Source organism: Phenylobacterium sp. J426 (assembly GCF_024699945.1).
Classification (GTDB): Bacteria; Pseudomonadota; Alphaproteobacteria; order Caulobacterales; family Caulobacteraceae; genus Phenylobacterium.
Window position 1 is genome coordinate 2,625,725 of sequence record NZ_JAJOMY010000001.1, and the last position, 21,704, is coordinate 2,647,428.

Here is a 21,704-nt window from a genome sequence, read left to right on the forward strand (position 1 = left end):
TCGATCAGCCGTACTTCTTCACGAACGCTCGATCGAGTGCCAACTCGAAATCAAGCGCGGCCAGCATAATGTCTTGCCGTCGACCTTCGTTGTCTGGTGCCGCGACTTCAACATCTTCGGTCGCAAAGCGCCGCAGCCGCACCAACTCGTCCCCCAGCTTGAAGATCTTCTGGTCGCGGGCGGAAAGCATCTGGAGGTGCTTCCCCAAGCGGTTGAATTTCGTGACCAGTTGCTCGACCGCCTCACGGCGGGCTGCTGTTTCCGGCTGCTTCCAGATAGCGACCGCGTCCCCGCTGCTGAGATCACCAGCTCGCGGACATTTTGGACGATCTTGAATGTCTCGTCGCGACGCTGACGAAGTTTGGAAAGGTGGTGAACGACGAAGAGGCCGATCAGGCCGACCAGAATGGTTGGCGTACCCATCAGCATGGCTGTGCCGAAGGTGGGGCGGGGCGCCACCACCGCTACGTCGATTGGTGGTGCTTGCAGCGCCACAAAATCGCGCTGATACCAGGGTTCAAACGCCAGTTCGTCGAGCACCAGGGGCTCGGGCTCTGATCTGCGCAGCTCTGCGCTACTGGCGTCGCTCAACTGTCGATGGGCTCGGCGATCTTAATCGAAGCGATCGCTTCGTCTCGATATGTGGGATCCTCATCCGATACGATCTGGACGCGTCGGAGCGCCTCTGCCTTAGACAGAGCGCGGCTACGTACCAGCCCACCGAAGGCCTCATCGAGGAACGACGATCCATATCCACGGGTGCCGTCGAGGTTCACCGTGATCACGTCGTGCTGCTGCAACTCCTTGACGAGGAGCTTCCGGAATTTCTCGCCGCTCCAGTCGCCCTGACGGATGTAGCGCGGACCAGGCGCGCGCGAGAAGTCCTTCGCGACCGAGATGATTCTCACGCGTCGAGCCCCGTGATTTTCTCCGAGTGTCGAAAGCGCCATTGAATCAGAGTTCCACCCAGCGACGTGCCCTCGTCAGACCTAGAGCTACCCGCGCGAGAATACGAATATAGGCCAAAATTGCTGTAAACAAGGAGATCTCCATCGTCGCAGGCGTCGACGAATTTCCGCATGCTGGCGAAGCCTTGGCCCCGGCCCGCCTGCCCAGTGGAGGTTTGACCCGACCTAGTAGCGACCTCAATCATCAAGCTATCGGACGGGTGGATTCGCAGGTCGCTGGCTAGGGATTCTGCGTAGGTTTTCAGGTCAGGCTCGAGCGTGGCTGGTATCCCAACACCTTGGTCGAACAGCAGGATGGAAACTTCCTTCCTCGCGAGATCGAGCGCTCCACTGAGCCACCAGCGCCGGCCCATCGCCTGATGTTGAGGCTTGAGTTTGTACGCGTGCTCGCCAGCGTTCTTCATTGCTTCGATGATCGCGCCGTATAGGTATCGCTCTGCGCGATCATCCATCTCGACCACGCCGGAGATTATTCGGGTGAGGATGTCTAAGAACTCTGCTGTGCGCTCTGTCTTCACTTCGGCGTCCGTTAGGAACGGCACTACCAGAACGTCACTTTCCGGCGGGTCACCCGCCCCCTCAGGCACGTTCTCGTCGATCTGCAGGAGCTTGAAGAAGCCCATCCGCCTCAGCGTTTCATGGACTGTGGGCGATTTCGGATAGGTCCCATGCACGAGCGGCTTGCCGCCGATCTTTCGGAGATTGCGGCAGCGCTGAATTTCAGCCGTAAGCACCATCAAAGCGGCGGGCTCGACTGTCTGCACGCCATCAAAGTACAAATCAAGTGGCTTGAAGCCATCAAGAGCATACGTTCGGATTGCGTGCACGAGTTTGACTGTCTCGCCGTAGTTCTCACGTAGTGAAAGCGTTCTGGGCACGACAATGGGAATGCGCTTCTTACTAATCGGCTGGAAGCTGAGTTCTGCGAGATGTTTCCGGACGAGCAGATCAAGTTCCGAGATGCGATTCAATCCGGATCCGTCGCGCCGCCGCAGGGCTTCTGGCTCGCTTCGATTGCAGCCGGAGGTGCTTGATCTTCTGACGGGGTGAGAGTCGTTTCATCTCTTTTGCGATAGCATCCGCCGCTCCCTTGCTCATCATTTGTCCATAGCTATTTGACAGCCCGGTAGCTTTCGACGATCTATGGCTAAGGCGCGGGGAACCGCGTTCGGAGCCCCGGCCTCACCGCCGGGGCTTTTTCGTGCCCGATCCCCGTCTACGTACTGAGCTGCGGCGCAAGGCTAGCTCGGGTGGAGAGGTGCGAAGCGCAAGTTCGGCGCCTCGGCTAAGCCGCTGGCCCAACAACAGAATTGCGCTGAAATGCCAGGGAGATTGGCATTTTCGGCGCCACGAAGATCGACGCGTCGGCCTGAGCACAGGCGGCGAGAGCCAGTAAGCGGAACCCGCGAAGACTCCCTGGCTTCAAGGCAGCTCTGATAGTCGCAAGGCCAACTGCCCTCTGACAATGCCATAGACCACCCGCGGCAGGTTGGGCGTGAGCCCGCGCGTCGAGCCCGAACACCGAGGCCACAATGACCCACACCGACGAGCGCCGACCCGTCGGGAGGCCGAGCGAGTACGAAGAGCGCAAGATTGAGGGGCGTTCGGCGTGAGCCGCCCACCACCTCCGCCGCCTCCACCGACCCCGTACAGCAAGACTGAGCAAGCGAGGCGAGAGCGCAGACAGCTCAGCGACGCCCGGTTCGAAGGGTTCGCGGCTGGCGTATTCCTCGGCCTCGTGCTTGCGGTCATCCTCGCGGCGGTCCTGAGAGCCTGATGCGAACCCTGCAGTTCGGCAGGACGCGATGTCTGGTCGGACCCTCGTGGGTGGTGACCACACTGCCGAGCGGCGCCGAGGTCCACGCACACCCGCAGAACAGCGAGGGGCAGCGTCAGACCGCCAAGCGCCTCGGCTACGGCGATGACCTCGCCGCAATGACACGAGATCACGACCCGCTCCACGCCGCACTGGCGGAATGGCTCGGGATGAAGGCGAGCACCGCACTGCGCCATGCCGCCGGTGAGCCGGTCAGCAAGGGCCTTGCCGATCTGGAAGAGGCCGCAGTCGTGGCCGTACAGGCTTACTGCCGAGCCCTCGGCCGGTGGCCCTGGGACGTCGAGGCCCCATCACAGCCCCGCGCTGCCGAGCTGCGGGGGTAGGGGGGGTCTGGTTAACAGACGGGGAAGATCGGCCGGGACCGGCGGGGGCGTAAAAAACCGCGCGCATAGTTGAAAAAATCCGGAGCCCTCATGCCGCAGGTGTTTCGGGCCTCGCCGACAGCAGGCCGGATCCTGAAGAGCGTTCGGGAGCGCCGAACCTCACCGCGAGCCCGCGGCTATGACGCGAGGTGGGACGCTCGTTCGGCGCAGTACCGTAAGCGTCATCCCTTCTGCGCGGTGTGCCTGGAACAGGATCGGCTTACCGCCGTCGACGTCGTCGACCACAAATTCCCGGTCCAGGACGGCGGCGACGTGCACTGCTCCGACGCCGGCCTTTGGTCGCTTTGCACGACGCACCACGGCTGGAAGGGCCGCCTTGAGGACTTCGCTCGGCGAACCGGACAGCTGCATCTGATCGTTCAGTGGTGTGACGAGCCAGAGACGAGGCCCATACTGAGAGGTGACGTCGGCCATGGCGCAGGCGCAGCGTAGGGAAGCGGCGGCGCCCGCCCAGGTCGGAGGCGGCGATCCGAGAGTGGTGGCGCACCCGGCCTTCCGAGAAATTCCGCGGTGCCTCTTCCCGCTGAGCACGGACGAGGCCCGGGGCGAGTACGACACGGTCGCCCGTATGCTGTTCGACGCCGGCCGGCTTACGGCGGGCGCACACCGGACCCTGTCGAGCTACGCCATGCAGTTCGACGCCATCACGAAGGCAGCAGCCGAGGGGAAGCAGGTCCGAGGCTCCTGGTTCGCCAATCTCGACAAAGCGCGGAGCCAGTTGGGCATCGATGACATCGACAAGCCTATCGCCGCGCCACGCGAGGCGCCGACCAACCGCTACGCGCGCGTCGGTTTCGCGCACCGTCGCCGCTAAGCACTTCAAGCCGGTCGAGCTCGAAGGGGGAAAGCTACCCGGACTACGTCGGGATGGGCGTCTGGTACGCCGAAGAGGTGATGGCCGGACGGGTGCCGGCCTGTCGCTTCGAAGTCCTCGCCTGTGAGCGGTTCCTGCGGATGCGCCGCGAGGCGCTGGCTGGCGGACCGATGGTGTGGTCGGACGCGCATGTCGTCGACGTGTGTGCCTTTATCGAGAAGCTACCGCACGTAAAAGCTTTCGACGGCACGATCGTGCTGGAGCCGGTGCAGTGCTGGTGGCTCGCCGCGATCTTCGGGCTTCGGGAGCGCCGGACCGGGCTGCGGTGGGTTCGCAACGTTCGGCTCTGGATACCTCGCAAGAACGCCAAAACCACGCTGAGCGTCGGGATCGTGCTCTTCTGCACGAACTACGAAGGCGAGCCTGGAGCAGAAGCCGTCATCAGCGCCGGCTCGGAAGCACAGGCGGGCATCCCGTACGGCGCAATCCGGGCGACGCTCGACAAAGACGAGGACTTGGCTGACGCGCTCGGGGCGTCACACACTCGCGACGAAGCCTCGTTCGGACAGACCGGCGGGGTCATCAAGCTCGCCCACAGCCGAGCCAAGAACCTCGACGGCTTGAACCCGCACGTGCTGCTCCAGGAAGAGCTGCATGCGCAGGATCAGGCCGTCATCGGGGTGCTCAAGACCGCGCAGGGCGCGCGACAGGCGCCGCTAGACCTCGGGATCAGCACAGCCGGGCGCGACATCAACGCTGCGGCGCATGACGACTGGAAGGCTTGCGTCGCGGTGCTGGAGGGACGTCTGAAGGCCCCCGGCAGTTCGTGGCGATGTATGCGGGTGACGAGGAAGACAAGGCTCGAGCCTTCGATCTCGCCACCGTCGAGAAGCTGAACCCGCTGTACGGCGTGTCGCTCAACCCGGTCTCCTTGGAGGAGGAGATCGCTGAGGCCAGAAAGTCGGAGGCCAAGCGTCAGGAGTATCTCAGGACCCGCCTCGACATCTGGGCGCGGGCGGCGGGCAACCTGATCAGCGTTGAGCGCTGGGAAGCATGCGCCGACCCGGCTCTCACGCTGGATGCGATGAAGGGCTTCCCGCTGTTCGTCGGGATCGACTTGGCCAGCCGGTCCGATTTGAACACCGCGCAGTACCTCAGCTGGGTCGGCGAGACGGTCTACCTGACCGGCGACTACTGGCTATGCGAAGAGGCCGAGCGCCTGAAGGATGACCGCTTCTCCGAAGCCTTCATGGGGTGGGCGCAGGAGGGCTGGCTAGAACTGACGCCCGGCGCCTTCATCGACTACAAGGTGATCCTGAAGCGGATCCTGGCGCGCCTCGAAGGTCACAACGTGATCGGGGTCGGGCTCGACGACTACCAGGCCAACCTGATGGCCAAGGAAATCGAGGACGCCGGCTACAGGGTCTTCATCGTTCGGAAGAACGCCAAGAGCCTCACGCCTTCGACCGAGGACATCATCGGTCGGGTGAACGAGCCGGCTCGCTTCCAGCACGACGGAAACCCGATCTCGACGTGGTGCGCAGGGAACGTCGTCGGCCACTGGGACAACAACGACAACGTCCTTCCGAAGAAGGAGCGGCGGGGCTCGAAAGCCAACATCGATGGCTTCGACGGCTTCGTCATCGCCAACGCCCTGCGCCTCGATCATGAGGCCGGCGTGCTCGGCAAGTCCGAGCGCGAACGCGAGCAGGTCAACCCGTACATGAGCCGAGGCCTCGCCGGAGAACCCTGATGGAAGAGCTCTGGGACATCTTCGGCGGCGTGAGCGCGAAGTCCGATGGCGAGATCGTCGGATCGACCATGGACTACAGCTTGCCGGCCAATCTGTACGGGCAGGAGTACCAATGGTCAGAGCTCGGCCTGGACGGATCGATCCTGCGGGGCCGAAACGCTGCCGAGGCGGTCGGTTTGGGGCTCGCGATCCAGTGCGCTTCGGTTAAGGCCCGCGACATCGCCAAGGCCGAGATGCTGCTGTGGAAGCGCGGCCGCGGAAGGTCGTGGAGTATCGTCGAGCCTGATGAGCACTGGCTCGCTGCGATGCTTAGCGAGCGTCCGAACGACATCCACTCGTGGACCGAGTTCTGGCGGATGGTGATCCTTCATCTGGAGGTCGCCCAGAACGCCTACGTCATCAAGGACATCCGCCGCGACGGGACAGTTACCGAGCTACTGCCCTGGATGCCTGGGCGGACCCGGCGCCGGGTGAGCGAGGACGGCCGGCTGTTCTACGAGTTTGCCGCATACACCGAGTTCGAGACTGCACAGCTGGGCGGCGCCAGCGTTATCCTGCCGGCCAGCCGTGTGATCCACCTCCGTGGCCGCATGTGGGATGGGCTGAGCGGCCTGTCGAATGCGGTCCTCGGCAACCCGATCTTTGAGCTGCTCGGCGCGATCAATTCGTACCAGACCAACCTCTTCGGCAACGACGGCCAGACCCCGCTGGTATTCGAGACAGATCGCGCCTTCGAGGGCGAGCAGGCCAATGCGGCGTTCCGGCGCCTGAAGGACCAGCTGGCGGAACGCACGCGCAAGCTTCGCACCCGAGGCGACCCGATCCTCCTCGAGGCGGGGCTGAAGGCGAAATCGGTCGCTATGAACTCGGACCAGGCACTCACCACGGGCGCGTTCAATCAGCAGGTGCTTCGCGTCTGCGGCCTGATGGAAGTGCCGCCGTCCAAGATCTACGCGCTGGAGAGCATCAAGTACGACAACCAGGCGGCGCTGAACCTGCAGTACGCCGCCGATTGCCTGATCCCGATCACGCGCAACATCGCCGAGAAGTTCAGGAACGAACTCCTGCCCCGAAAGGAGTGGGGGACCTACTGGCCGGAGCACGATGAAACCGAGCTGCTCCAAGGCGATCCGGCAAGCATGGCGAAGCTGGTCGACAGTGGGCTCAAGAATGGCGCCCTTGAGATCAACGAGGCGCGGGTCCGCTACTACGGCGTCAACCCGATCCCCGGCGGTGACGTGCGGATGGTGCCGGTCAACATGGCGCTGGTGGACCGCGACGGCCGCGTAATCCAAGCCGCCACGGGCCAGGCCGCTCCCGACCAGAACGAACCTGAGGAGCCCGACGAAGAGGCTCCTGAAACCGAAGATGACGAAGAGGCCGACGACGCCAAGCGCGCGCGCCTCCGCGTCGTCGCCTGACCAGAGAGAGTCCCGACATGGCTGACCTGATCGACGAATTCCTGTCGGCCCGTGAGGGTTTCGTGAAATCCGGCAACGTGCTGGTGAAGGCGAACAAGGCGCCACCTTCGTGGGACGCGGACAAGCGCAGCGCTCGCTTTATCATGTCCACCGAGCAGGAAGACCGCGACCGCGACATCATCGTTCAGGCCGGCGGCGATCTGACTGAGTTCCTGAAGAACCCCGCCGCCCCATTCGCTCACCGCAGCTACGACTTCGCCGTCGGATCTTGGGCCAACGTCGAGCAACTGCTCACCGGCCGCCCGAAGCGCCTGGAGGGCGATCTCATCCTCCTGGCCGAGGGCGAAGACGAGATGGCTGACCGCGTCGCCCGCCACATTGCTGGCGGCACGCTGCGGGCGTGCAGCATCGGCTTCATTCCTAAGTCGGTCGAGCGCCGGGAGGTCCCCGAGGACAAGCGCGACAGCTATTTCTGGCCGGGTTGGATGATCCATGAGTGGGAGCTTGTTGAGTGCTCTCCGTGCCTGATCCCGGCCAATCCGGGCGCAATGGCCAAGGCCGCGCTGGGCGGCGACACGATCGCCCGCGAGATCCTTGAGGATGTGCTCGACAACTGGGCCAAGCACCCGGAGACAGGCCTCCTGATCCCGCGAGAAGAGTTCGAGGCGGCCTTCAAGAGCGCTCGCGCTGCGCGCTCCAGTGTCGTGATCTCGAAGGATCTGCTCCGCCGCCCCGCGACCTTCGCCGTCGGTGCAGAGCTCAAGGCGAAGTCCCAGGACGAAGCCCGCACCTTTGTTGGCGCCGAGGTCGTGCTCGACCTGACGCACGAAGAGAACAAGGGCGCGCCGTTCGAAGACATCGGCGAGGCCAGGGGCGAGGTCATCGATAGCTGGATCGTCGAGGAGGGCGCGAAGGCCGGCGCTCACGCCCTGGCCGTAGAGTTCGTGACGCCGAAGTGGCAGGGGATGTTCCGCGGGATCGCGGCTGATCGCCTGAAGCTCGTCGTGGCGCCGACGAAGGCCCTACCTGAGCCGGCTCCGCCCGGTCTGTTCGATCAGGTGAAGGCTTTCATCGCCAAGGCCCTGGGGAAGACCGTTGAAGAGATTGAAGCGCCCGAGGTCGAGCATGAGCCGGAGAATCCGGCTCCGGCTGATGCGGCCGCCAAGGAAGCGGCTGTGGCTCGAGCCGCGGCCATCGAAGAACGACTGACGGCGAAGCTCGCCGCCTAAGTTTCGGCCGCAGCCGAAAGCCCCAGCAGGGGCGCAACACCCGAGGGCCTCTGCGGGGGGCGCCCTCATCCCCAAAAGCATAGGAGGCTCAGGCATGGACCTGGAGCAACTGCGCGCCCTGCTGCGTGAGAAGCTGGGCAACCTCACGGCCATCAAGGCGAAGGCCATGGCGGCCGACGCCACTGACGATCAGGTCAAGGCGCTGGAAGACGCTCTCAACGAGATCGAGGGCATCGAGAAGAAGATTGATCTGGCCGAGAAGGCCGAAGCCGCCGCCGCCAAGGCGGCCCGTCCGGCCGACGCGCCGGCCGGTGAGCCGGAAGGCGGCCAGCGGATCGAGCCGCGCCCGGAACAGAAGATGGGCCTCGACCAGAAGCTCTCGCTGACCGCCGCGGCCATTATCAAGGTCGGCAAGGGTGCTCCGCAGAAGGCCGTCTTCGATCTGCTCGACCAGGAGGGCTACGGCTCTCTGGCCAAGGAACTGCGGGTTAAGGCGCCGCAGGGCTTCGTCAACACCGGCGAAACCACGGAAGGCGGGATCCTGGTTCCGACCCAACTGGCTGGCGGCATCGTCCCGCTGCTGCGGGCCCGTTCGACGTTCCTCGGCGCGAACCCGACCCGCGTTCAACTCGTCAACGGCGCCTTTAAGCAGGGCCGCGGCGCGACCGGCGCGACGGCTTCGTACGTGGGTGAGGGCGGCCTGAAGCCGGTCAGCACGCCGACCTTCGACGCCATCGACATGAAGGCCAAGAAGCTGGCCGGCATTGTCCCGCTGACGAACGAGGCTCGGAAGTGGACCGTCGGGAACATCGAGGGCTACGTCCGCGGCGACCTGCAGAACGCTCTGTCGCTGACGATGGACCTGGCCGCTTACCTCGGCACCGGCTCGGGAGCCAATCCGACCGGCATCTTCAATAAGTCGGGCATTCAGACCGTCACCGGCACGTTCACGAACCCGAAGGCTCCGACGCTGGCGGAGCTGGACGCGTTCGCCACGGCCATGATCCTGAAGCTGACCACGGCCAACATCTACAGCTCCGATACTTGGCGCTGGGTGATGAGCTATCGGACGCTGATGTACCTGGCCTCGATGCGCGTCGGCGACAACGATGGCGAGCTGGCCTACCCGACCCTGCAGGGCGCCAACCCGACCTGGAAGGGCTTCCCGGTGATCGTGACGAACCAGGTTCCCACGAACCTGGGCACTGGCACCGACCAGACGCTGATCGGTCTGGTCGACTTCCAGCACGTCCTGTTCGGCGAAGAGGAGGGCATCGTCATGAAGGTGTCCGACCAGGCGACGCTCGACGTCGGCGGCGGCGACCTGCTGCACCTCTGGCAGCAGAACATGTTCGCCATCTTGGCCGAGACGGAACACGACTTCGGCCTGCGTTACGCCAAGGCCGTCGTCAAGGCGACCGGCATCCGCTGGGGCGCTCCGTAAGCGGGGCTTAGTCGCGAGGTCCCCGGCTACGGCCGGGGGCCTCCTTCCCAAGCGGCCACGTGGCTGGCCGCTCGGCAAGGAGGCCAACATGAAGCTCTCACAGTTCCAGGCGCTCGCCGCCGCCAGCGCTACCGGCCTGGTGGCGATGCGGGTCGCCGAAGCCTTCACGCCCTACAGCGAGGGCGACGTCGCCGGCTTCCAGCCGGACGAGGCGCACAAGCTGTTCAAGGCGAAGGTGCTGACCCTTCCCGACGGCGTGCGCGAGCCCTCGGTCGAGGACGACGAAGACGACAACGGCGCTGATGACGCCGAAGCGACGGCCGTCGTCATCCCCGAAGAGTGGGAAGGCCTGCACCACCTGACGCGAGTGAAGCTCGCCAAGGAGATCACCGGAGGGGAGATCGCCAATAAGGAAGCCGCCGATGAAGCCATCCGCGCCGAACTCGCCCGCCGCGAAGCCGGCCCCGCAGCCTGAGCGCAGGCCCGACAAGGACCTGCAGCGCTACGCCGACCGGCAGCTGCGCCCGCAACCTGTCTCGCCCGGCTACCTGACGAAGGGGTGATCTATGGACCTCCGGCTGCTGTCCGACCCGCTCACCAAGGAAGAGAAGCTGGAGGTGGTCACCGTCGCTGAGGTCAAGCGCGACCTGCGGATTAGTGACGACGACGAAGACGGTGTGATCGCCGACGACATCGAGGCGGCGTACGACTATCTCGCCGGGCCAGACGGATGGCTGGGTGGGTGCTCGCTCCTCCAGGAAGAGTGGGAGCTCTACCTCCCGGCGGCACTTGGAGAGACGTTCGAGCTGCCCATGCGGCCACTGCTCGGGGCGGCGCTTACGGGCTTCGCTTACCTCGCAGCTGACGGCTACGAAGATGTGTCTGCGGATCGATACTTTGTTCGGCCAGCTTACGGAGAGTTCGCGACCGTGGGGTATCTACGCGGGCGTGTCTGGCCGTACGTCGCGCCAGGGACAGCCCAGGCCTACCGCATTCGCTTCACGGCCGGATTCGGAACGACGAGGGATTCGATCCCGAGCCCGATCCGCAAGGGCATCAGGCTCCTAGCTGGCCACTACTACAACAACCGAGAGGCGACCTCGGATGATGGCAAGGCCCCTGGCCAAGAGATTGCATTCGGGCTGAAGGCGCTGTGCGGCCGCTACCGCATTGGACCGGACCACAGTTGACCCGGCCGATTTGGTACCCGGACTGGAGCGGCGATACCGCGGTTGTTGTCGCCTCCGGTCCCTCCGCTCGCGACGCACCGATAAGCACAGCTCGGGGGCGCGCCAAGGTGTTAGCCGTCAACGAAAGCTGGCGGCTGGCCCCTTGGGCCGACGTCCTCTACGCCTGCGATCCTGGCTGGTGGGTCTATCGTCGTGGGGTCCCTGAGTACCTGGGCCTGAAGGTGACTGCTGATCTCGGAGCGGCCGAGACCTTCGGCCTCCAGCACGTGGCGCTAGCCGAGCGCGAGCATCAGATCCTGACTACGCCCGGCCGTATCGGCTGCGGAGGTAATTCCGGGTTCCAGGCGCTGAACCTCGCTCTTCAGTTTGGCGCCCCGCGCATCGTCCTGGTGGGCCTCGACTACAGCGCTTCGGCCGGCGTCCACTGGCACGGCCGGCATCGTGGACACCTTTCGAACCCGACCGCCGCAAGGCTGGCTGAGTGGGCGCGTCGCCTGGATGCTCAAGCGGTGGCGCTGGCGGAGCTCGGCGTCGAGGTGCTGAACGCCTCGCCGGCATCGGCCCTGACGGCATTTCGGAAAATCTCGCTGGAGGAGGCGTTGTGAGCGCAGCGATCCGCGTCGAGGGGATGGGCGGCCTTGGCGACTGCTTGCATCAGCGTGCCGTGGTGCGACAGCTCCTCGCGCAAGGGCGGGATGTGTGGCTGGAGACGCCCTGGCCGAGTGTCTACCACGACCTCAGTGGAGAGCGGCTGCACCTGGTCGACGCCGGCTCGCCGCTGAGAACGCAGGCCAAGAACGCTGAGCGAGAGGCCGCAAGTTTCAGCCATCGCCCGCCGCCTGATGAAGCCGACTATCTGCGGGTCCACTATCCGGCGCCGGCGTGTCAGGCGTGGGGCTCGGTGCTGAAGGCCATGCTGGCGACTTGCCGGCTCGACCCCGACGAATGCGACTTCCGTCTGCCGGTGCCGGACCGGTGGCTGGACATGGTCGAGGTTTGGCTGAACCGGTGGGGCAACCCCGTCAAGCCGCTGATGATCTATCGACCGCTGGTGGCGCGTGCGGAGTGGGGCGGGGCTGCGGCGCGCAATCCCGATCCCGATACATACCGGGCCCTCTACCGAGCGGTCCGGGGCCAATACTTCGTCGTTAGCGTGGCGGACCTTGAGCCCGGCCGCGAGTGGCTTGTTAGCGAAGAAGTCGACGTCGACGTCGTTCTGCACGGCGGCGAGCTTGTGTTCGAGGAACTGGCGGCGCTCTTCAGCATCGCCGACCTCGTGTTCACAGCCCCGGGCTTCGCCGTCGTGCTCTCGCAGGCGGTTGGAGCCAAGCACGTAGCGGTCTTTGGCGGCTATGAGCGGGCCCGGAGCTACTCCGCTGGTCGGAGGTTCGCGCGGCAACTAGCAATCGAGCCCATCGAGCCGTGTGACTGCTTCAGACATGACCACCAGTGCCGCAAGGAAATCGACCTGCCGGCAGCGCTGAACAGAGTTCGTGAGTTCGGCTTCGGGCTTCCACCACTGGCTGGTTGGAGAGCGCCGCTCGCGTTCGTCGGCGACGTCGGCCCAGAGCTGTACCCGCCGACATCCCAACGAGCATGACCGTAGAAGCGCTGCTCGCCCCTTACCGCATCTGGGCCTGAGGCCCGCTCTCACCGAAACGGAGACACCCATGCGCCTGAAGGCCCTCATGCCCCACCCCGTGTCCGCAAAGCTCAAGGTCCGCCGCGGCGCCGTCTTCGAGGTCAGCAAGGAACTCGGAGACAGGCTGGTCCGCATGCAGATCGCGGAGCCGACAAAGGCGAAGGTCACGGTCGGCGACGGCGAGCCCTCAGCGCCCGCTGATTCCTGATCATGCGCGCCGGAAAGCTGGATCGCCGGCTCACGCTGCTGAGCTATGGGAGCGAGGGCACGAACGCCTTCGGCGATCCGGCTGACGCCTGGACCGACATCGGTACGGTCTGGGCCTCCAAGCAGGACGTGAGCGACGCTGAGCGCATGCGGGCTCAGGCGCTCGGCGCCACCATCACCACCCGCTTCGTGGTTCGATCAACCGAGCGCGCCCGCGGCCTCAAGCGGCGCGACCGCGTCCGCTGCGATGGGGTGACCTATGACGTCGTCGGCCTGAAGGAAGTCGGCCGGCGCGATGGAATCGAGATCACCGCAGCTGCGGCCGAGGAAGGCTGATGAAGGTCAAGGTGAGGGTCGAGGGCCTCCGCGATCTCGACGCCGCGCTGGCCGAGCTCAACAAGGCCACAGCCCGCAACGTGCTTCAGCGGGCGCTCCTGAAGGCCGCAGACCCTGTGCATCAGGAGGCCGTGCGGCTGGCGCCGGAACGATCCGGCGTTCTGAAGTCGAAAATCCGCAAGTCGACCCGGAAGCCGAAGGGTCATCAGTCGAAGGCTGCCTTTGCCGCGGCCATGAAGCGCGGAGCCACGCGACGGGAAGCTGTCGCGGCGCAGCGGGCCTTCAACCGCGAGAACCCTGCACGGTTCGCTGAGGTGTTCGTCGGCGTCGAGGAGGGTGTTGCGCAGGCCTGGCCGCAGGAACTCGGCACGGCGAAGCACCCACCTCAGCCGTATATCCGCCCCGCCATGGAGGCAAAGTGGGGCGAGGCCTTGGAGATCATGAAGGCCGAGGTTCGGCCCGAAATCGAGAAGGCCGCTGAGCGCGCCCGAAAGCGGGCGCTCAAGAAAGCCGCGAAGGGCTGATCCGCCATGGAAGACGAACTTCGCGCCCGCCTTCTGGCGGCGACGGCGCTCGTCGCCCTCGTGCCGGCGGAGCGGATCGCCTGGAGCCGTCGACGCGGCATGCCGGCCGTGGCGCTTTGGCGGGTAAGCGGTCGGCCCGACTACCACCTTAAGGGCGCGTCCGGCCTCGTGGACAGTGTCGTCCAGATCGACTGCTGGGGCTCGACCTACGAGCAGGCCAAGAACATCGCCCGCGCCGTGAAGGTCGCGCTCAGCGGCTTCAGCGACGCGGTCTTCCGGGGCGTCTTCATCGAGAACGAGCGCGATGGTTTCGAGCCCGGCGACGGCGCTCCGAGCAGCGGCGCCCCTTCCAACTTCTTCCGCACCAGCCTGGACGTCCGGGTCTGGTCGACCGTCAGCTAGAGGAGACCTGCAATGACGGACGCGATCACGGGCTATGGCTCGTCCTTTGAAGTCCACGATGGCGCATCGCCCGGCGCGTGGTTCGAGTTCGAGGAGGTCAAGTCGGTTGGCCTTCCGAACGAGTCGCGCGAGCGGCTGGACGCCACCCACATGCAGAGCCCCGCCCACACTCGGGAGTATATCCCGGGTTTCATCGATCCCGGCGAACAGACCGTGACGATGAACTTCGTCCCAGGTTCTGACACCGACGAGTTCATCGTCGACTGGCGCGCCTCGGGCGAGACCCGCGATGTTCGGGTGACGGCCAACGGCATCACCTTCACCTATCCGGCGTTCCCCACCGGCTACGACACGCCGCTCGAAGCCACCGCCGTGGCCGAGGCGACGCTGACACTGGCGGTCGCCGGCGCCGTGGTGCGGGGCTCGGCGGCCTGATGCCGGCCAACCCTGAAACGGGCGTGGTCTCCTTCGATACGGCGAAGGAGACCTACCGCCTGCAGTTCACGATCGATGCCATCGTCACGCTCGAGGATCTGCTCGACAAGAGCGTCGCCGACGTCGGCGTGCAGATGGCCCGTGGCCGCATCGGCGCCATCCGTGCGGCGCTCTGGTCCGGCCTGCGGGAGCATCATCCCCAGCTCACGCTGAAGGAAGCCGGCGACCTGCTCACCGATCCGTCGCTGAAGGGCGGCAAGGCGGTGGAGCTGATTGGGCAGGCCCTGAAGCTCGCCTTCGGTGATGACGCCGCCAAGCCGGAGGGCGACAGCCCCCAGGCGTAAGCCCGCCGACCTGGGCTCAGCTCTTCACCGCCTGGTGCGGGCTCGGCTTTGCGCCGGACCTGTACTGGCGCCAGACCCCGCGCCTTGCGCGGCTGGCGATGAGGGGCGGAGCCCAGCGGGTCGAGCGGGATCGGAAGAACGCCCGCTACCTGGCTTGGCACATGCTGAGGCCGCACGGCGGCAAGGACTTCCCGAGCCTCGAAAGCTTCGTCGAAGGCTCGGTGAAGACGGAGCCGACGAAGGTCCAGACCGGACCTGAGCTCTACCACGTCATGCGCCGCTGGGAGGCCGCCTCCGGAGCGCAGCAGGCCCGCGGGGCACAACTCCAGAAACGACGCTCCAAGCCGAGGGAGGAACCATGAGCACTGGGCCCATCAGCTCGCTCTATGCCGCCCTCGGCATGGACTCTGCGCAGTTCGAGAGTGGGACCAAGCGCGCGCAGGCGGCCTGGAACAACCTCGGCGGCAACATACGGTCGGGCGCTACCCAGATCGAGCGCTCAACCGAGCGGATGAGCGCGTCCATGAGCGCCAGCGCCCGCTCGGCCGATCTACTGGCGTCGTCGCTTGCCGGCTTGGGCGTCGCTGCCATCGCGGCCCAGACAGCCCGCCTGGCGGACGGCTACACCCAGTTCACCAACCGGCTGAAGACGGCGGGGCTGGAAGGCGAGGCGCTCGCCGCAACCCAAGCCGACCTCTACGCCGTCGCTCAGAAGTACGGCGTAGAGCTCGAAAGCCTCGGCACGCTGTTCGGCCGTCTCTCTGGCGCGGGCAAAGACCTTGGCGCGACGCAGGACCAGCTGCTGCGCTTCACGACCGGCGTCGCCGCCGCGCTGAAGGTGCAGGGCGGCTCCGCGGCCGACAGCGCCGGCGCCCTCCTCCAGCTGTCCCAGGCGCTCAGCGGCACCAAGATCCAGGCCGAGGAATACAACTCCCTCATCGATGGCGCCCGGCCGCTGCTGCAGGCGGTGGCGAACGGGTCTGACCGCTTCAAGGGCTCGGTGAGCGCGCTGACCAAGGCAGTGAAGGCTGGGGAGGTGACCTCCCGCGAGTTCTTCGAGGCGGCGCTGCGCGGCTTCGGCAGCCTGGAGGCGCAGGCCGAGAAGTCGGCCATGACCATCGGCGGGTCGCTGACGGTGCTGAACAATGCGCTCGGCCGGTACGTCGGCCAGACGGACCAGGCGCTCTCCGCGACCCAGCGCGTCTCCGGCGCCATCACGGGCCTGTCGGCCAACCTCGACACGATCATCCCAGCGGCTACCGCGCTGATCGCCCTGGTGGGCGTGCGTTATGCCGCCGCCGGCGCCTCGCCTTCGTCGCCACCTCGACGGCCAAGGCCGCAGCCTCCGCGCGCGACGCCATTGCCGCCGACATGGCCGCAGCAGCGAACACGCGGCTGGCCGCCGCCGGCCTGACCGCCAGCGCGTCCGCAGCCCGGTTCAGCACGGCAGTCACCGGCGCCGCCGTCGCGACCAGGATGGCCACCGGTGTGGCTGGGGGCCTGGTCGGGCTGCTGGGCGGGCCCTGGGGTGTGGCCTTCACCGCCGCCGCGACTTCCGTGTGGCTGGTCCACAAGGCGCTGGTCGCCATGGATCAGCCCAGCAAGGAGATCGTGAAGACGACGACGGCGCTCAGCGCCGCGACCGACGCTTACGCCGAGGCTGCGCAGACCGCCGCCCTCGCCAGCGGCAAGGAGCGTGAAGAGGCGATCAAGAACGCCGCCGCCAAGAAGGCGCAGGCCGAAGAGAACATTAAGTCGGCGCAGGCCAAGATCGCTGACGCCCGCGCGACCCTCGCCCAGATCGAGGCTGAGAACCGCCGCGCCATCGAGGCGGAACGCTTCAGCGCGCGCGGCGACGCCGCCGGCACGATCCGCCCCACGATCAACACGCCCGCAGTGATGCGCGCCAAGGCTGACATCGAGGCGACGCGCGCCGCTATCGAAGCCGCGCAGAAATCGATCGAGAGCAGCGATCGCATCCTCAAGGCCGGTTCGTCGGCCGTGAAGGAGCTGTCCGAGAAGGAACTCAAGGAGCTGGAGAAGGCCGCGAAGGCGGCCGCGAAGGCCCGTGAGAAGGCCGCCAAGGAGGCCAAGAAAGACAGCGAAAAGCGGCTCGCCGATGCTCGCGAGGTCATCGACGATCTGCTGAACGAGGAAGAGCGCTACGCGAAGTCCTTCGCCGAGACGATGGCGAAGCTCGACGCTGCCCGCGAAGGCGGGGAGATCAGCGCCGAGGAATACACCGACGCCATCCTCCGGATGCTCTCCAAGATCCGCCAGGAGAGCGTGAAGGCCGCGGATGACCTGGAGAAGGTCGACTTCACCGTGGTCTTCGGGACCGCCAAGGAGTGGAACGAAGGCGTCAAGAACATCGACGGCGTGAAGGAGCAGCTCGACAGCCTGCTTCAGTCGCTCGACGATGTGATCTTCGGCTTTCAGCAGCTTCGATACAGCCTCTCCCGCGGTGACTGGAGCGGCGCGCTGCAAGGCCTGCTCGGCACGATCGGCGGAATCCGTGGCGCGTTCGCCTCTGGCGGCATGGGTGGTGGCATCAGCGCCATCGGCACGGTCGCGGGCCAGGTCATCGGTGGGCGCACCGGCCAGGCTATCGGCGGCGGGCTCGGGCTCGCCGGGTTGGGCATGGGCATCGGTGGCATGCTCTCCAGCGGTGCAGCGGCCGGAACGATCGGTACGCTCCTCGGCGGGGGCGTGCTGGGAGCTGGCGTAGCCAACGGCATCATGGCCATCGCCGGCCTCGCCGGGCCGATCGGGATCGCCGCGGGTGCGCTCTACGCTGCTGCGAAGCTATTCAACATCGGCGGCAAGCCGTCCAACGCCGGCGCCGGCCTAGACCTCCGCACGGGCGCGCTCAGCGGAAACAAGCGGACCAGCGAGACGGAGCAAGCCGCCAAGGCGGCCGGCGACGCCATCCTGGAGGCTCAGAAGACGTTCGAGGCCGCCGGCATCAAGCTCGGCGATACGATCACTGGGCTTGTTATCGGCACGCGGGACCTGACCCAGGTCTACACCGCATCGGGCCGCACGCTGACGTCGGCTGTGGGCGATGCGGCCGCAGCGACGGACGCCGCCGTGAAGGCGATGCTGGACGGCGCGAACTTCGCCTCTGAGGCGCAGGAGAAGCTGGTCCGGTCGATGCTCGCCGCCGGCAAGGGCTTCGATGAGATTGCCGCCTCGCTCCAGGCCTACCAGGTGGCGCAAGGCCTCGGGCAGTCCATCGCCGACGAAATCCTGCGGCTCACCGAGCCGCGCAAGTACGACATTCAGCAGGTCGAGCGTGCGGCAGAGGCGCAGCGCAAGGCCGTCGAAGAGGCGGTCAAGGCCGGCTACCTGACGGCCGAGCAGTCGCTCGATGTGCTGGAGAAGCTGGCCCAACTGACGGGGTTGCAGCTCGCCGAGGTCGAGAAGCAGTACGGCCAGACGTCCAGCGCCGCGGACATCGCGAACCGCAAGCGCGAGCTCGAGATCGCTCTCATGGAAGCGAGTGGTGACGCGGCTGGAGCCCTGGCCGCCCGCCGGGCCGACGAGCTCGCCGCGCTGCGCGCGATCGATCCGGTATTGGCCGACCTCAGGGCGCGCTATTTCGCGCTCACGGACGTCGCTGCCGCGCAGGCCGAGGTCGACCGGATCGTCGAGGCGCAGCGGCAGAAGCAGCGTCAGGAGCTGCAGGAAACCGTCTCCCGGCTGAAGGCGCTCACCGGCTCCCTTCGCGACTTCCGCAAGGAGCTGTTCCTCGGTTCCTCGGCCATGCTCACGCCGCAGCAGCAGTACGCGGCTGCGAAGGTGGAGTTCGAGCGCACAGCCACGCTGGCCAAGGCCAGGGACCGCGACGCCATGGAGCGCCTGCAGTCCGTCTCCGAGGCATACCTGAAGGCGGCGGAGGAGGTCGCGCCAACGGCGGAGGCCTACGGCCGAGATCTGCAAGCCGTGCGGGCGGCCGTCGCCAGCACTGAGACTATCGCCACCAACGAGCTGAACGCCGCCGAGGCGGCTTTGGCGACCCTGGAGAACATCTCCAGCGGCGTGGACGAGCTTGTGCTCGCCATGAACAACCTCGCCGCGGCCTTTGCGAAGTTGGAGGCGCTGCCGCCCGGCGCGGCCGGCGGCATCGACGTGGCCCGCTACCTCGCCAACAACCCCGACCTGAAGGCCAACTGGGAAGCCGGCGGCGTCATGCGAGAGCTTGGCGCTACCCTGGAAGAAGCGGCGCGCGAGCACTACGCCCGCACCGGCAAGTCGGAGATCGCGGCTGGCCTGCGCCACTACGCGCGTGGCGGCTTCCATCCCGGCGGCCTGCGTCTGGTGGGCGAGGAAGGCGCGGAGATCGAGGCGACTGGGCCGGCTCGCTACTACAGCGCCGCCGAGACGTCGCGGATGCTGAAGGGCGGCTCGGCCGGCGCGGACCTGTCGCGGGCCGCTGATCTCGTCGTGACCGCGCTCGGCCCGCACCTGAACCAGATGCTGATCAACTCCAACCGCCTCTACCGGCTCCTCGACGGCTGGGACGGCGAGGGCTTGCCGGAAGAGCGAGACGCTGCATGAGGATGGTCCGCCCGGCTTACATCGACGACGCCGTGCTCGTGTCGTCCACCGTCGAAGACACGGTCGCCGCATGGTCCGGCGACGAGACTTACGCTGCCGGCGCTGTGCGCTACCGCGCCATCGAGGGCGTGCACTTCCAGTTCCGGTCTCTGCAGGCCGGCAACACTGACAAGGTCCCGGAGAACGAACCGGAGTGGTGGCGGCCTGAGGGGCCGACCCCGGCCTGGGCCATGTTCGACGGCGGGATACAGACCAAAAGCAGCGCGCCCGATCTGCTGGGTGTGGGCTTGCAGCTGCCGGTCGATCAGCGGGCGGACACCCTGGCCCTGCTGAACATCGACGCCGCCAGCGTCCAGGTCGTGGTGACCGATGATGTGGATGGCGTCGTCTACGACCGCACGTTCGGCCTGATCTCCGATAGCGGCATAACGGACATCTACGCCTACTTCTTCGAACCGATCGTCCGCTTGCCCGACCTGATCCTCACGGACCTGCCGGCAGGCTACGCCGGTTCCCTGGTGGAGGTGAGCCTGATCGACGAAGGCGGCCAGCCGTCCTGCGGCGCGCTTGTGATCGGGCATGCACGGAAGCTTGGCGATACGCGCTGGAACCCCAGCCTCGGCATCCGCGACTTCTCCACAAAGGGCGATGCGCCATGGGGCGAGTTCGTGATCGTCGAGAAGGCCTACCGCCGGCGCGCCTCCTTCAGCGTGATCGTGCCCATGGGGTTCGTCGACGAGCTCATGGACCTACTTCCGCAGTACCGCGCCAAGCCGGTCCTCTGGATCGGAGACAGCGAGTTCAGGTCCACCGCCATCTTTGGCTACTTCAAGGACTTCAACGTCGAGCTGTCTCTCCCGCCGTCTCTCGCCCTTTGCAGCCTTGATCTGGAGAGCCTGGTCTGATGCCGACGCCGCCCCCGCCCGTTGACGTCCTGCCGACGGCTCCGAACCGCAGCACCATGCCGGCCTCGGTGTTCGTGGCCATCACGAACGCCTTCCTGGGTGCGCTGCAGGGATTTCGGGCTCAGCTCGTGGCCTTAGCCGCTAACGCCTTCGCGAACGCCACCGAAGCACACGGGGACGCCGAAGCCGCCGAAGCCTCCAAGAACGCCGCCCTGGCGGCTCAGCAAGGGGCGCTCGGGAGCAATACCCGTGTCGCGAGGAGCCTGACGCCGCATAGCTTCACGGCGGGCTCTAAGACGTTCGGGATGGTTGAGGCCGGGCGGGCCTTCACGGCCGACATGCAGGTCGTGGTCTACCGGGCTTCGCAGGTCGATGCGAAGATGGTGGGCACGGTCTCTGGGGTCGTGGGCCAGAACCTCAGCGCGACCTTCGCCGAGGACGACATCTCGCCCTACGTGCTGGGGATGGGAACGTTCACCGACTGGGTGATCGTCGATGCAGGGTTTTACCCGCAGGCGGCCCAGATCGAGGAGGAGCGGCGCGGCGAGACGCTGATCAAGTCGTCGACGCCGGGTGGTAGGACGCTTGCGCAGGCTCCGCAGACGCTGACCAGTGCGAACCCGGTGGCCTGGGACGTCAACGAGGGGGCGAACGCCCGCCTGACGCTCACGGGTAACCACCAGATCGGCGGGCCTACCAACCTCAAGGACGGGCTGATCTACACGCTGGACGTCAACCCGGCGACGTACACGCCGACTTGGCACGCGATCTGGGACTTCGGGCCTACGGCGCTGTATCTGCCGCCGAACACCTGGACGAAGGTGAGGGCGCAGTACAACGCCGACCGGGGCAAGCTGGAGGTGATCCGCGCGCCGGTGGGCTGGATCGAGCTCGCATCGCAGGCGGCCCCCGGCGGGACCAGCGCGATCGACTTCACGAACATCCCGCAGGGCTACAGTGACCTGCTGATCGTCATTGAGGGTGCGAAGACGGCCGGCGCTGCGTCGGACATCAAGCTTTCGGTTGGCCGGACCTCGTTCTCAACAGCGAGGGCTCTTGGCCCATCGCCCAGCAACGCGGCCGACTTGTTCTACGGCGCCGTGCTGATCCCGAACTATCGGGGCAACGGCGGGTCTGCGCTGGGCGGCGTCAACATCCACAACAGCGACCTGACGCTGGTGCTCGCGGGCACCCTGCAGCCGTACCAGCACTCATGGCGCGTGGCGGGCGGCATCGAGCGGGTCCGCGTCTCGGTCAGCGGTGACACCCTGGACGCCGGCACCACGGTCCGGCTGCTTGCGAGGCCCTGA

At 66.3% G+C, this 21,704-nt stretch carries 27 protein-coding genes; 23 read left to right on the forward strand and 4 right to left on the reverse strand.

Translation table 11 applies throughout. From position 1 onward, the window contains the following. Positions 1-4: 4 nt before the first annotated feature. Positions 5-190, reverse strand: coding sequence for a hypothetical protein (locus LRS10_RS13840; protein WP_257837785.1), 186 nt, complete (start codon positions 188-190; stop codon positions 5-7). A 131-nt stretch (positions 191-321) separates the two neighbouring features. Between LRS10_RS13840 and LRS10_RS13845 the strand changes: the two genes are divergently transcribed. Further along, positions 322-558 (forward strand): hypothetical protein, encoded by a 237-nt coding sequence (locus LRS10_RS13845; protein WP_257837786.1) that lies wholly within the window; start codon positions 322-324, stop codon positions 556-558. Between the two features lie 29 nt (positions 559-587). Here the strand turns inward: LRS10_RS13845 and LRS10_RS13850 are convergent, their stop codons facing one another. Together LRS10_RS13850 and LRS10_RS13855 are read right to left on the reverse strand one after the other, a co-directional pair. Beyond that, positions 588-908, reverse strand: a complete 321-nt coding sequence (locus tag LRS10_RS13850) for an STAS-like domain-containing protein (RefSeq protein WP_257837787.1) — start codon at positions 906-908, stop codon at positions 588-590. Beyond that, positions 905-1,939 (reverse strand): hypothetical protein, encoded by a 1,035-nt coding sequence (locus LRS10_RS13855; protein ID WP_257837788.1) that lies wholly within the window; start codon positions 1,937-1,939, stop codon positions 905-907. Before LRS10_RS13855 ends, LRS10_RS13850 begins: the two co-directional genes overlap by 4 nt. An 805-nt stretch (positions 1,940-2,744) precedes the next feature. Between LRS10_RS13855 and LRS10_RS13860 the strand changes: the two genes are divergently transcribed. Then, on the forward strand, positions 2,745-3,128 hold the full coding sequence (locus tag LRS10_RS13860) for a hypothetical protein (protein WP_257837789.1): 384 nt from the start codon (positions 2,745-2,747) through the stop codon (positions 3,126-3,128). A 159-nt stretch (positions 3,129-3,287) separates the two neighbouring features. Here the strand turns inward: LRS10_RS13860 and LRS10_RS13865 are convergent, their stop codons facing one another. After that, a complete protein-coding gene (locus tag LRS10_RS13865) occupies positions 3,288-3,602 on the reverse strand; it encodes a hypothetical protein (protein WP_257837790.1) in 315 nt (104 codons plus the stop codon). On the opposite strand from LRS10_RS13865, the gene LRS10_RS13870 reads away from it, so the two are divergent. From LRS10_RS13870 to LRS10_RS13970, 21 genes are all read left to right on the forward strand, one after another. Then, positions 3,601-4,002 (forward strand): hypothetical protein, encoded by a 402-nt coding sequence (locus tag LRS10_RS13870; protein WP_257837791.1) that lies wholly within the window; start codon positions 3,601-3,603, stop codon positions 4,000-4,002. The genes LRS10_RS13865 and LRS10_RS13870 overlap by 2 nt on opposite strands. Before the next feature lie 53 nt (positions 4,003-4,055). Next, a complete protein-coding gene (locus tag LRS10_RS13875) occupies positions 4,056-4,898 on the forward strand; it encodes a terminase large subunit domain-containing protein (RefSeq protein WP_257837792.1) in 843 nt (280 codons plus the stop codon). Beyond that, positions 4,835-5,755, forward strand: a complete 921-nt coding sequence (locus tag LRS10_RS13880) for a terminase TerL endonuclease subunit (protein WP_257839167.1) — start codon at positions 4,835-4,837, stop codon at positions 5,753-5,755. The genes LRS10_RS13875 and LRS10_RS13880 overlap by 64 nt, the downstream gene beginning before the upstream one ends. Continuing rightward, complete coding sequence (locus tag LRS10_RS13885) at positions 5,755-7,176, forward strand: phage portal protein (protein ID WP_257837793.1); 1,422 nt, start codon at positions 5,755-5,757, stop codon at positions 7,174-7,176. Before LRS10_RS13880 ends, LRS10_RS13885 begins: the two co-directional genes overlap by 1 nt. 17 nt (positions 7,177-7,193) lie before the next feature. Next, a complete protein-coding gene (locus LRS10_RS13890; RefSeq protein WP_257837794.1) occupies positions 7,194-8,405 on the forward strand; it encodes an HK97 family phage prohead protease in 1,212 nt (403 codons plus the stop codon). A gap of 94 nt (positions 8,406-8,499) precedes the next feature. Further along, entirely contained in the window at positions 8,500-9,849 is a 1,350-nt protein-coding gene (locus LRS10_RS13895) for a phage major capsid protein (protein ID WP_257837795.1), read from the forward strand. 88 nt (positions 9,850-9,937) lie between these two features. Next, positions 9,938-10,324 carry a hypothetical protein gene (locus LRS10_RS13900; RefSeq protein ID WP_257837796.1) on the forward strand — a complete coding sequence of 129 codons (387 nt, stop codon included), beginning with the start codon at positions 9,938-9,940 and terminating at the stop codon, positions 10,322-10,324. A gap of 91 nt (positions 10,325-10,415) precedes the next feature. Then, positions 10,416-11,039 (forward strand): hypothetical protein, encoded by a 624-nt coding sequence (locus LRS10_RS13905; RefSeq protein WP_257837797.1) that lies wholly within the window; start codon positions 10,416-10,418, stop codon positions 11,037-11,039. A gap of 107 nt (positions 11,040-11,146) precedes the next feature. Next, complete coding sequence (locus LRS10_RS13910) at positions 11,147-11,644, forward strand: hypothetical protein (RefSeq protein ID WP_257837798.1); 498 nt, start codon at positions 11,147-11,149, stop codon at positions 11,642-11,644. After that, entirely contained in the window at positions 11,641-12,639 is a 999-nt protein-coding gene (locus LRS10_RS13915; RefSeq protein ID WP_257837799.1) for a hypothetical protein, read from the forward strand. Before LRS10_RS13910 ends, LRS10_RS13915 begins: the two co-directional genes overlap by 4 nt. Before the next feature lie 70 nt (positions 12,640-12,709). Then, a complete protein-coding gene (locus LRS10_RS13920; protein ID WP_257837800.1) occupies positions 12,710-12,889 on the forward strand; it encodes a hypothetical protein in 180 nt (59 codons plus the stop codon). Between the two features lie 2 nt (positions 12,890-12,891). Continuing rightward, positions 12,892-13,224: a phage head closure protein gene (locus LRS10_RS13925; RefSeq protein ID WP_257837801.1), complete on the forward strand. Its 333-nt coding sequence runs from the start codon at positions 12,892-12,894 to the stop codon at positions 13,222-13,224. Further along, complete coding sequence (locus LRS10_RS13930) at positions 13,224-13,748, forward strand: HK97-gp10 family putative phage morphogenesis protein (RefSeq protein ID WP_257837802.1); 525 nt, start codon at positions 13,224-13,226, stop codon at positions 13,746-13,748. The genes LRS10_RS13925 and LRS10_RS13930 overlap by 1 nt, the downstream gene beginning before the upstream one ends. Before the next feature lie 6 nt (positions 13,749-13,754). Then, entirely contained in the window at positions 13,755-14,150 is a 396-nt protein-coding gene (locus LRS10_RS13935; protein WP_257837803.1) for a DUF3168 domain-containing protein, read from the forward strand. 12 nt (positions 14,151-14,162) lie between these two features. Then, a complete protein-coding gene (locus LRS10_RS13940) occupies positions 14,163-14,585 on the forward strand; it encodes a phage tail tube protein (RefSeq protein ID WP_257837031.1) in 423 nt (140 codons plus the stop codon). Beyond that, entirely contained in the window at positions 14,585-14,929 is a 345-nt protein-coding gene (locus LRS10_RS13945) for a hypothetical protein (protein WP_257837804.1), read from the forward strand. The genes LRS10_RS13940 and LRS10_RS13945 overlap by 1 nt, the downstream gene beginning before the upstream one ends. Before the next feature lie 98 nt (positions 14,930-15,027). Further along, positions 15,028-15,291: a hypothetical protein gene (locus LRS10_RS13950; RefSeq protein WP_257837805.1), complete on the forward strand. Its 264-nt coding sequence runs from the start codon at positions 15,028-15,030 to the stop codon at positions 15,289-15,291. Further along, on the forward strand, positions 15,288-16,343 hold the full coding sequence (locus tag LRS10_RS13955) for a tape measure protein (protein WP_257837806.1): 1,056 nt from the start codon (positions 15,288-15,290) through the stop codon (positions 16,341-16,343). Before LRS10_RS13950 ends, LRS10_RS13955 begins: the two co-directional genes overlap by 4 nt. Further along, positions 16,301-19,489 carry a hypothetical protein gene (locus LRS10_RS13960; protein ID WP_257837807.1) on the forward strand — a complete coding sequence of 1,063 codons (3,189 nt, stop codon included), beginning with the start codon at positions 16,301-16,303 and terminating at the stop codon, positions 19,487-19,489. The genes LRS10_RS13955 and LRS10_RS13960 overlap by 43 nt, the downstream gene beginning before the upstream one ends. Next, on the forward strand, positions 19,486-20,394 hold the full coding sequence (locus LRS10_RS13965; RefSeq protein WP_257837808.1) for a hypothetical protein: 909 nt from the start codon (positions 19,486-19,488) through the stop codon (positions 20,392-20,394). The genes LRS10_RS13960 and LRS10_RS13965 overlap by 4 nt, the downstream gene beginning before the upstream one ends. Beyond that, positions 20,394-21,704, forward strand: coding sequence for a hypothetical protein (locus LRS10_RS13970; protein WP_257837809.1), 1,311 nt, complete (start codon positions 20,394-20,396; stop codon positions 21,702-21,704). Before LRS10_RS13965 ends, LRS10_RS13970 begins: the two co-directional genes overlap by 1 nt.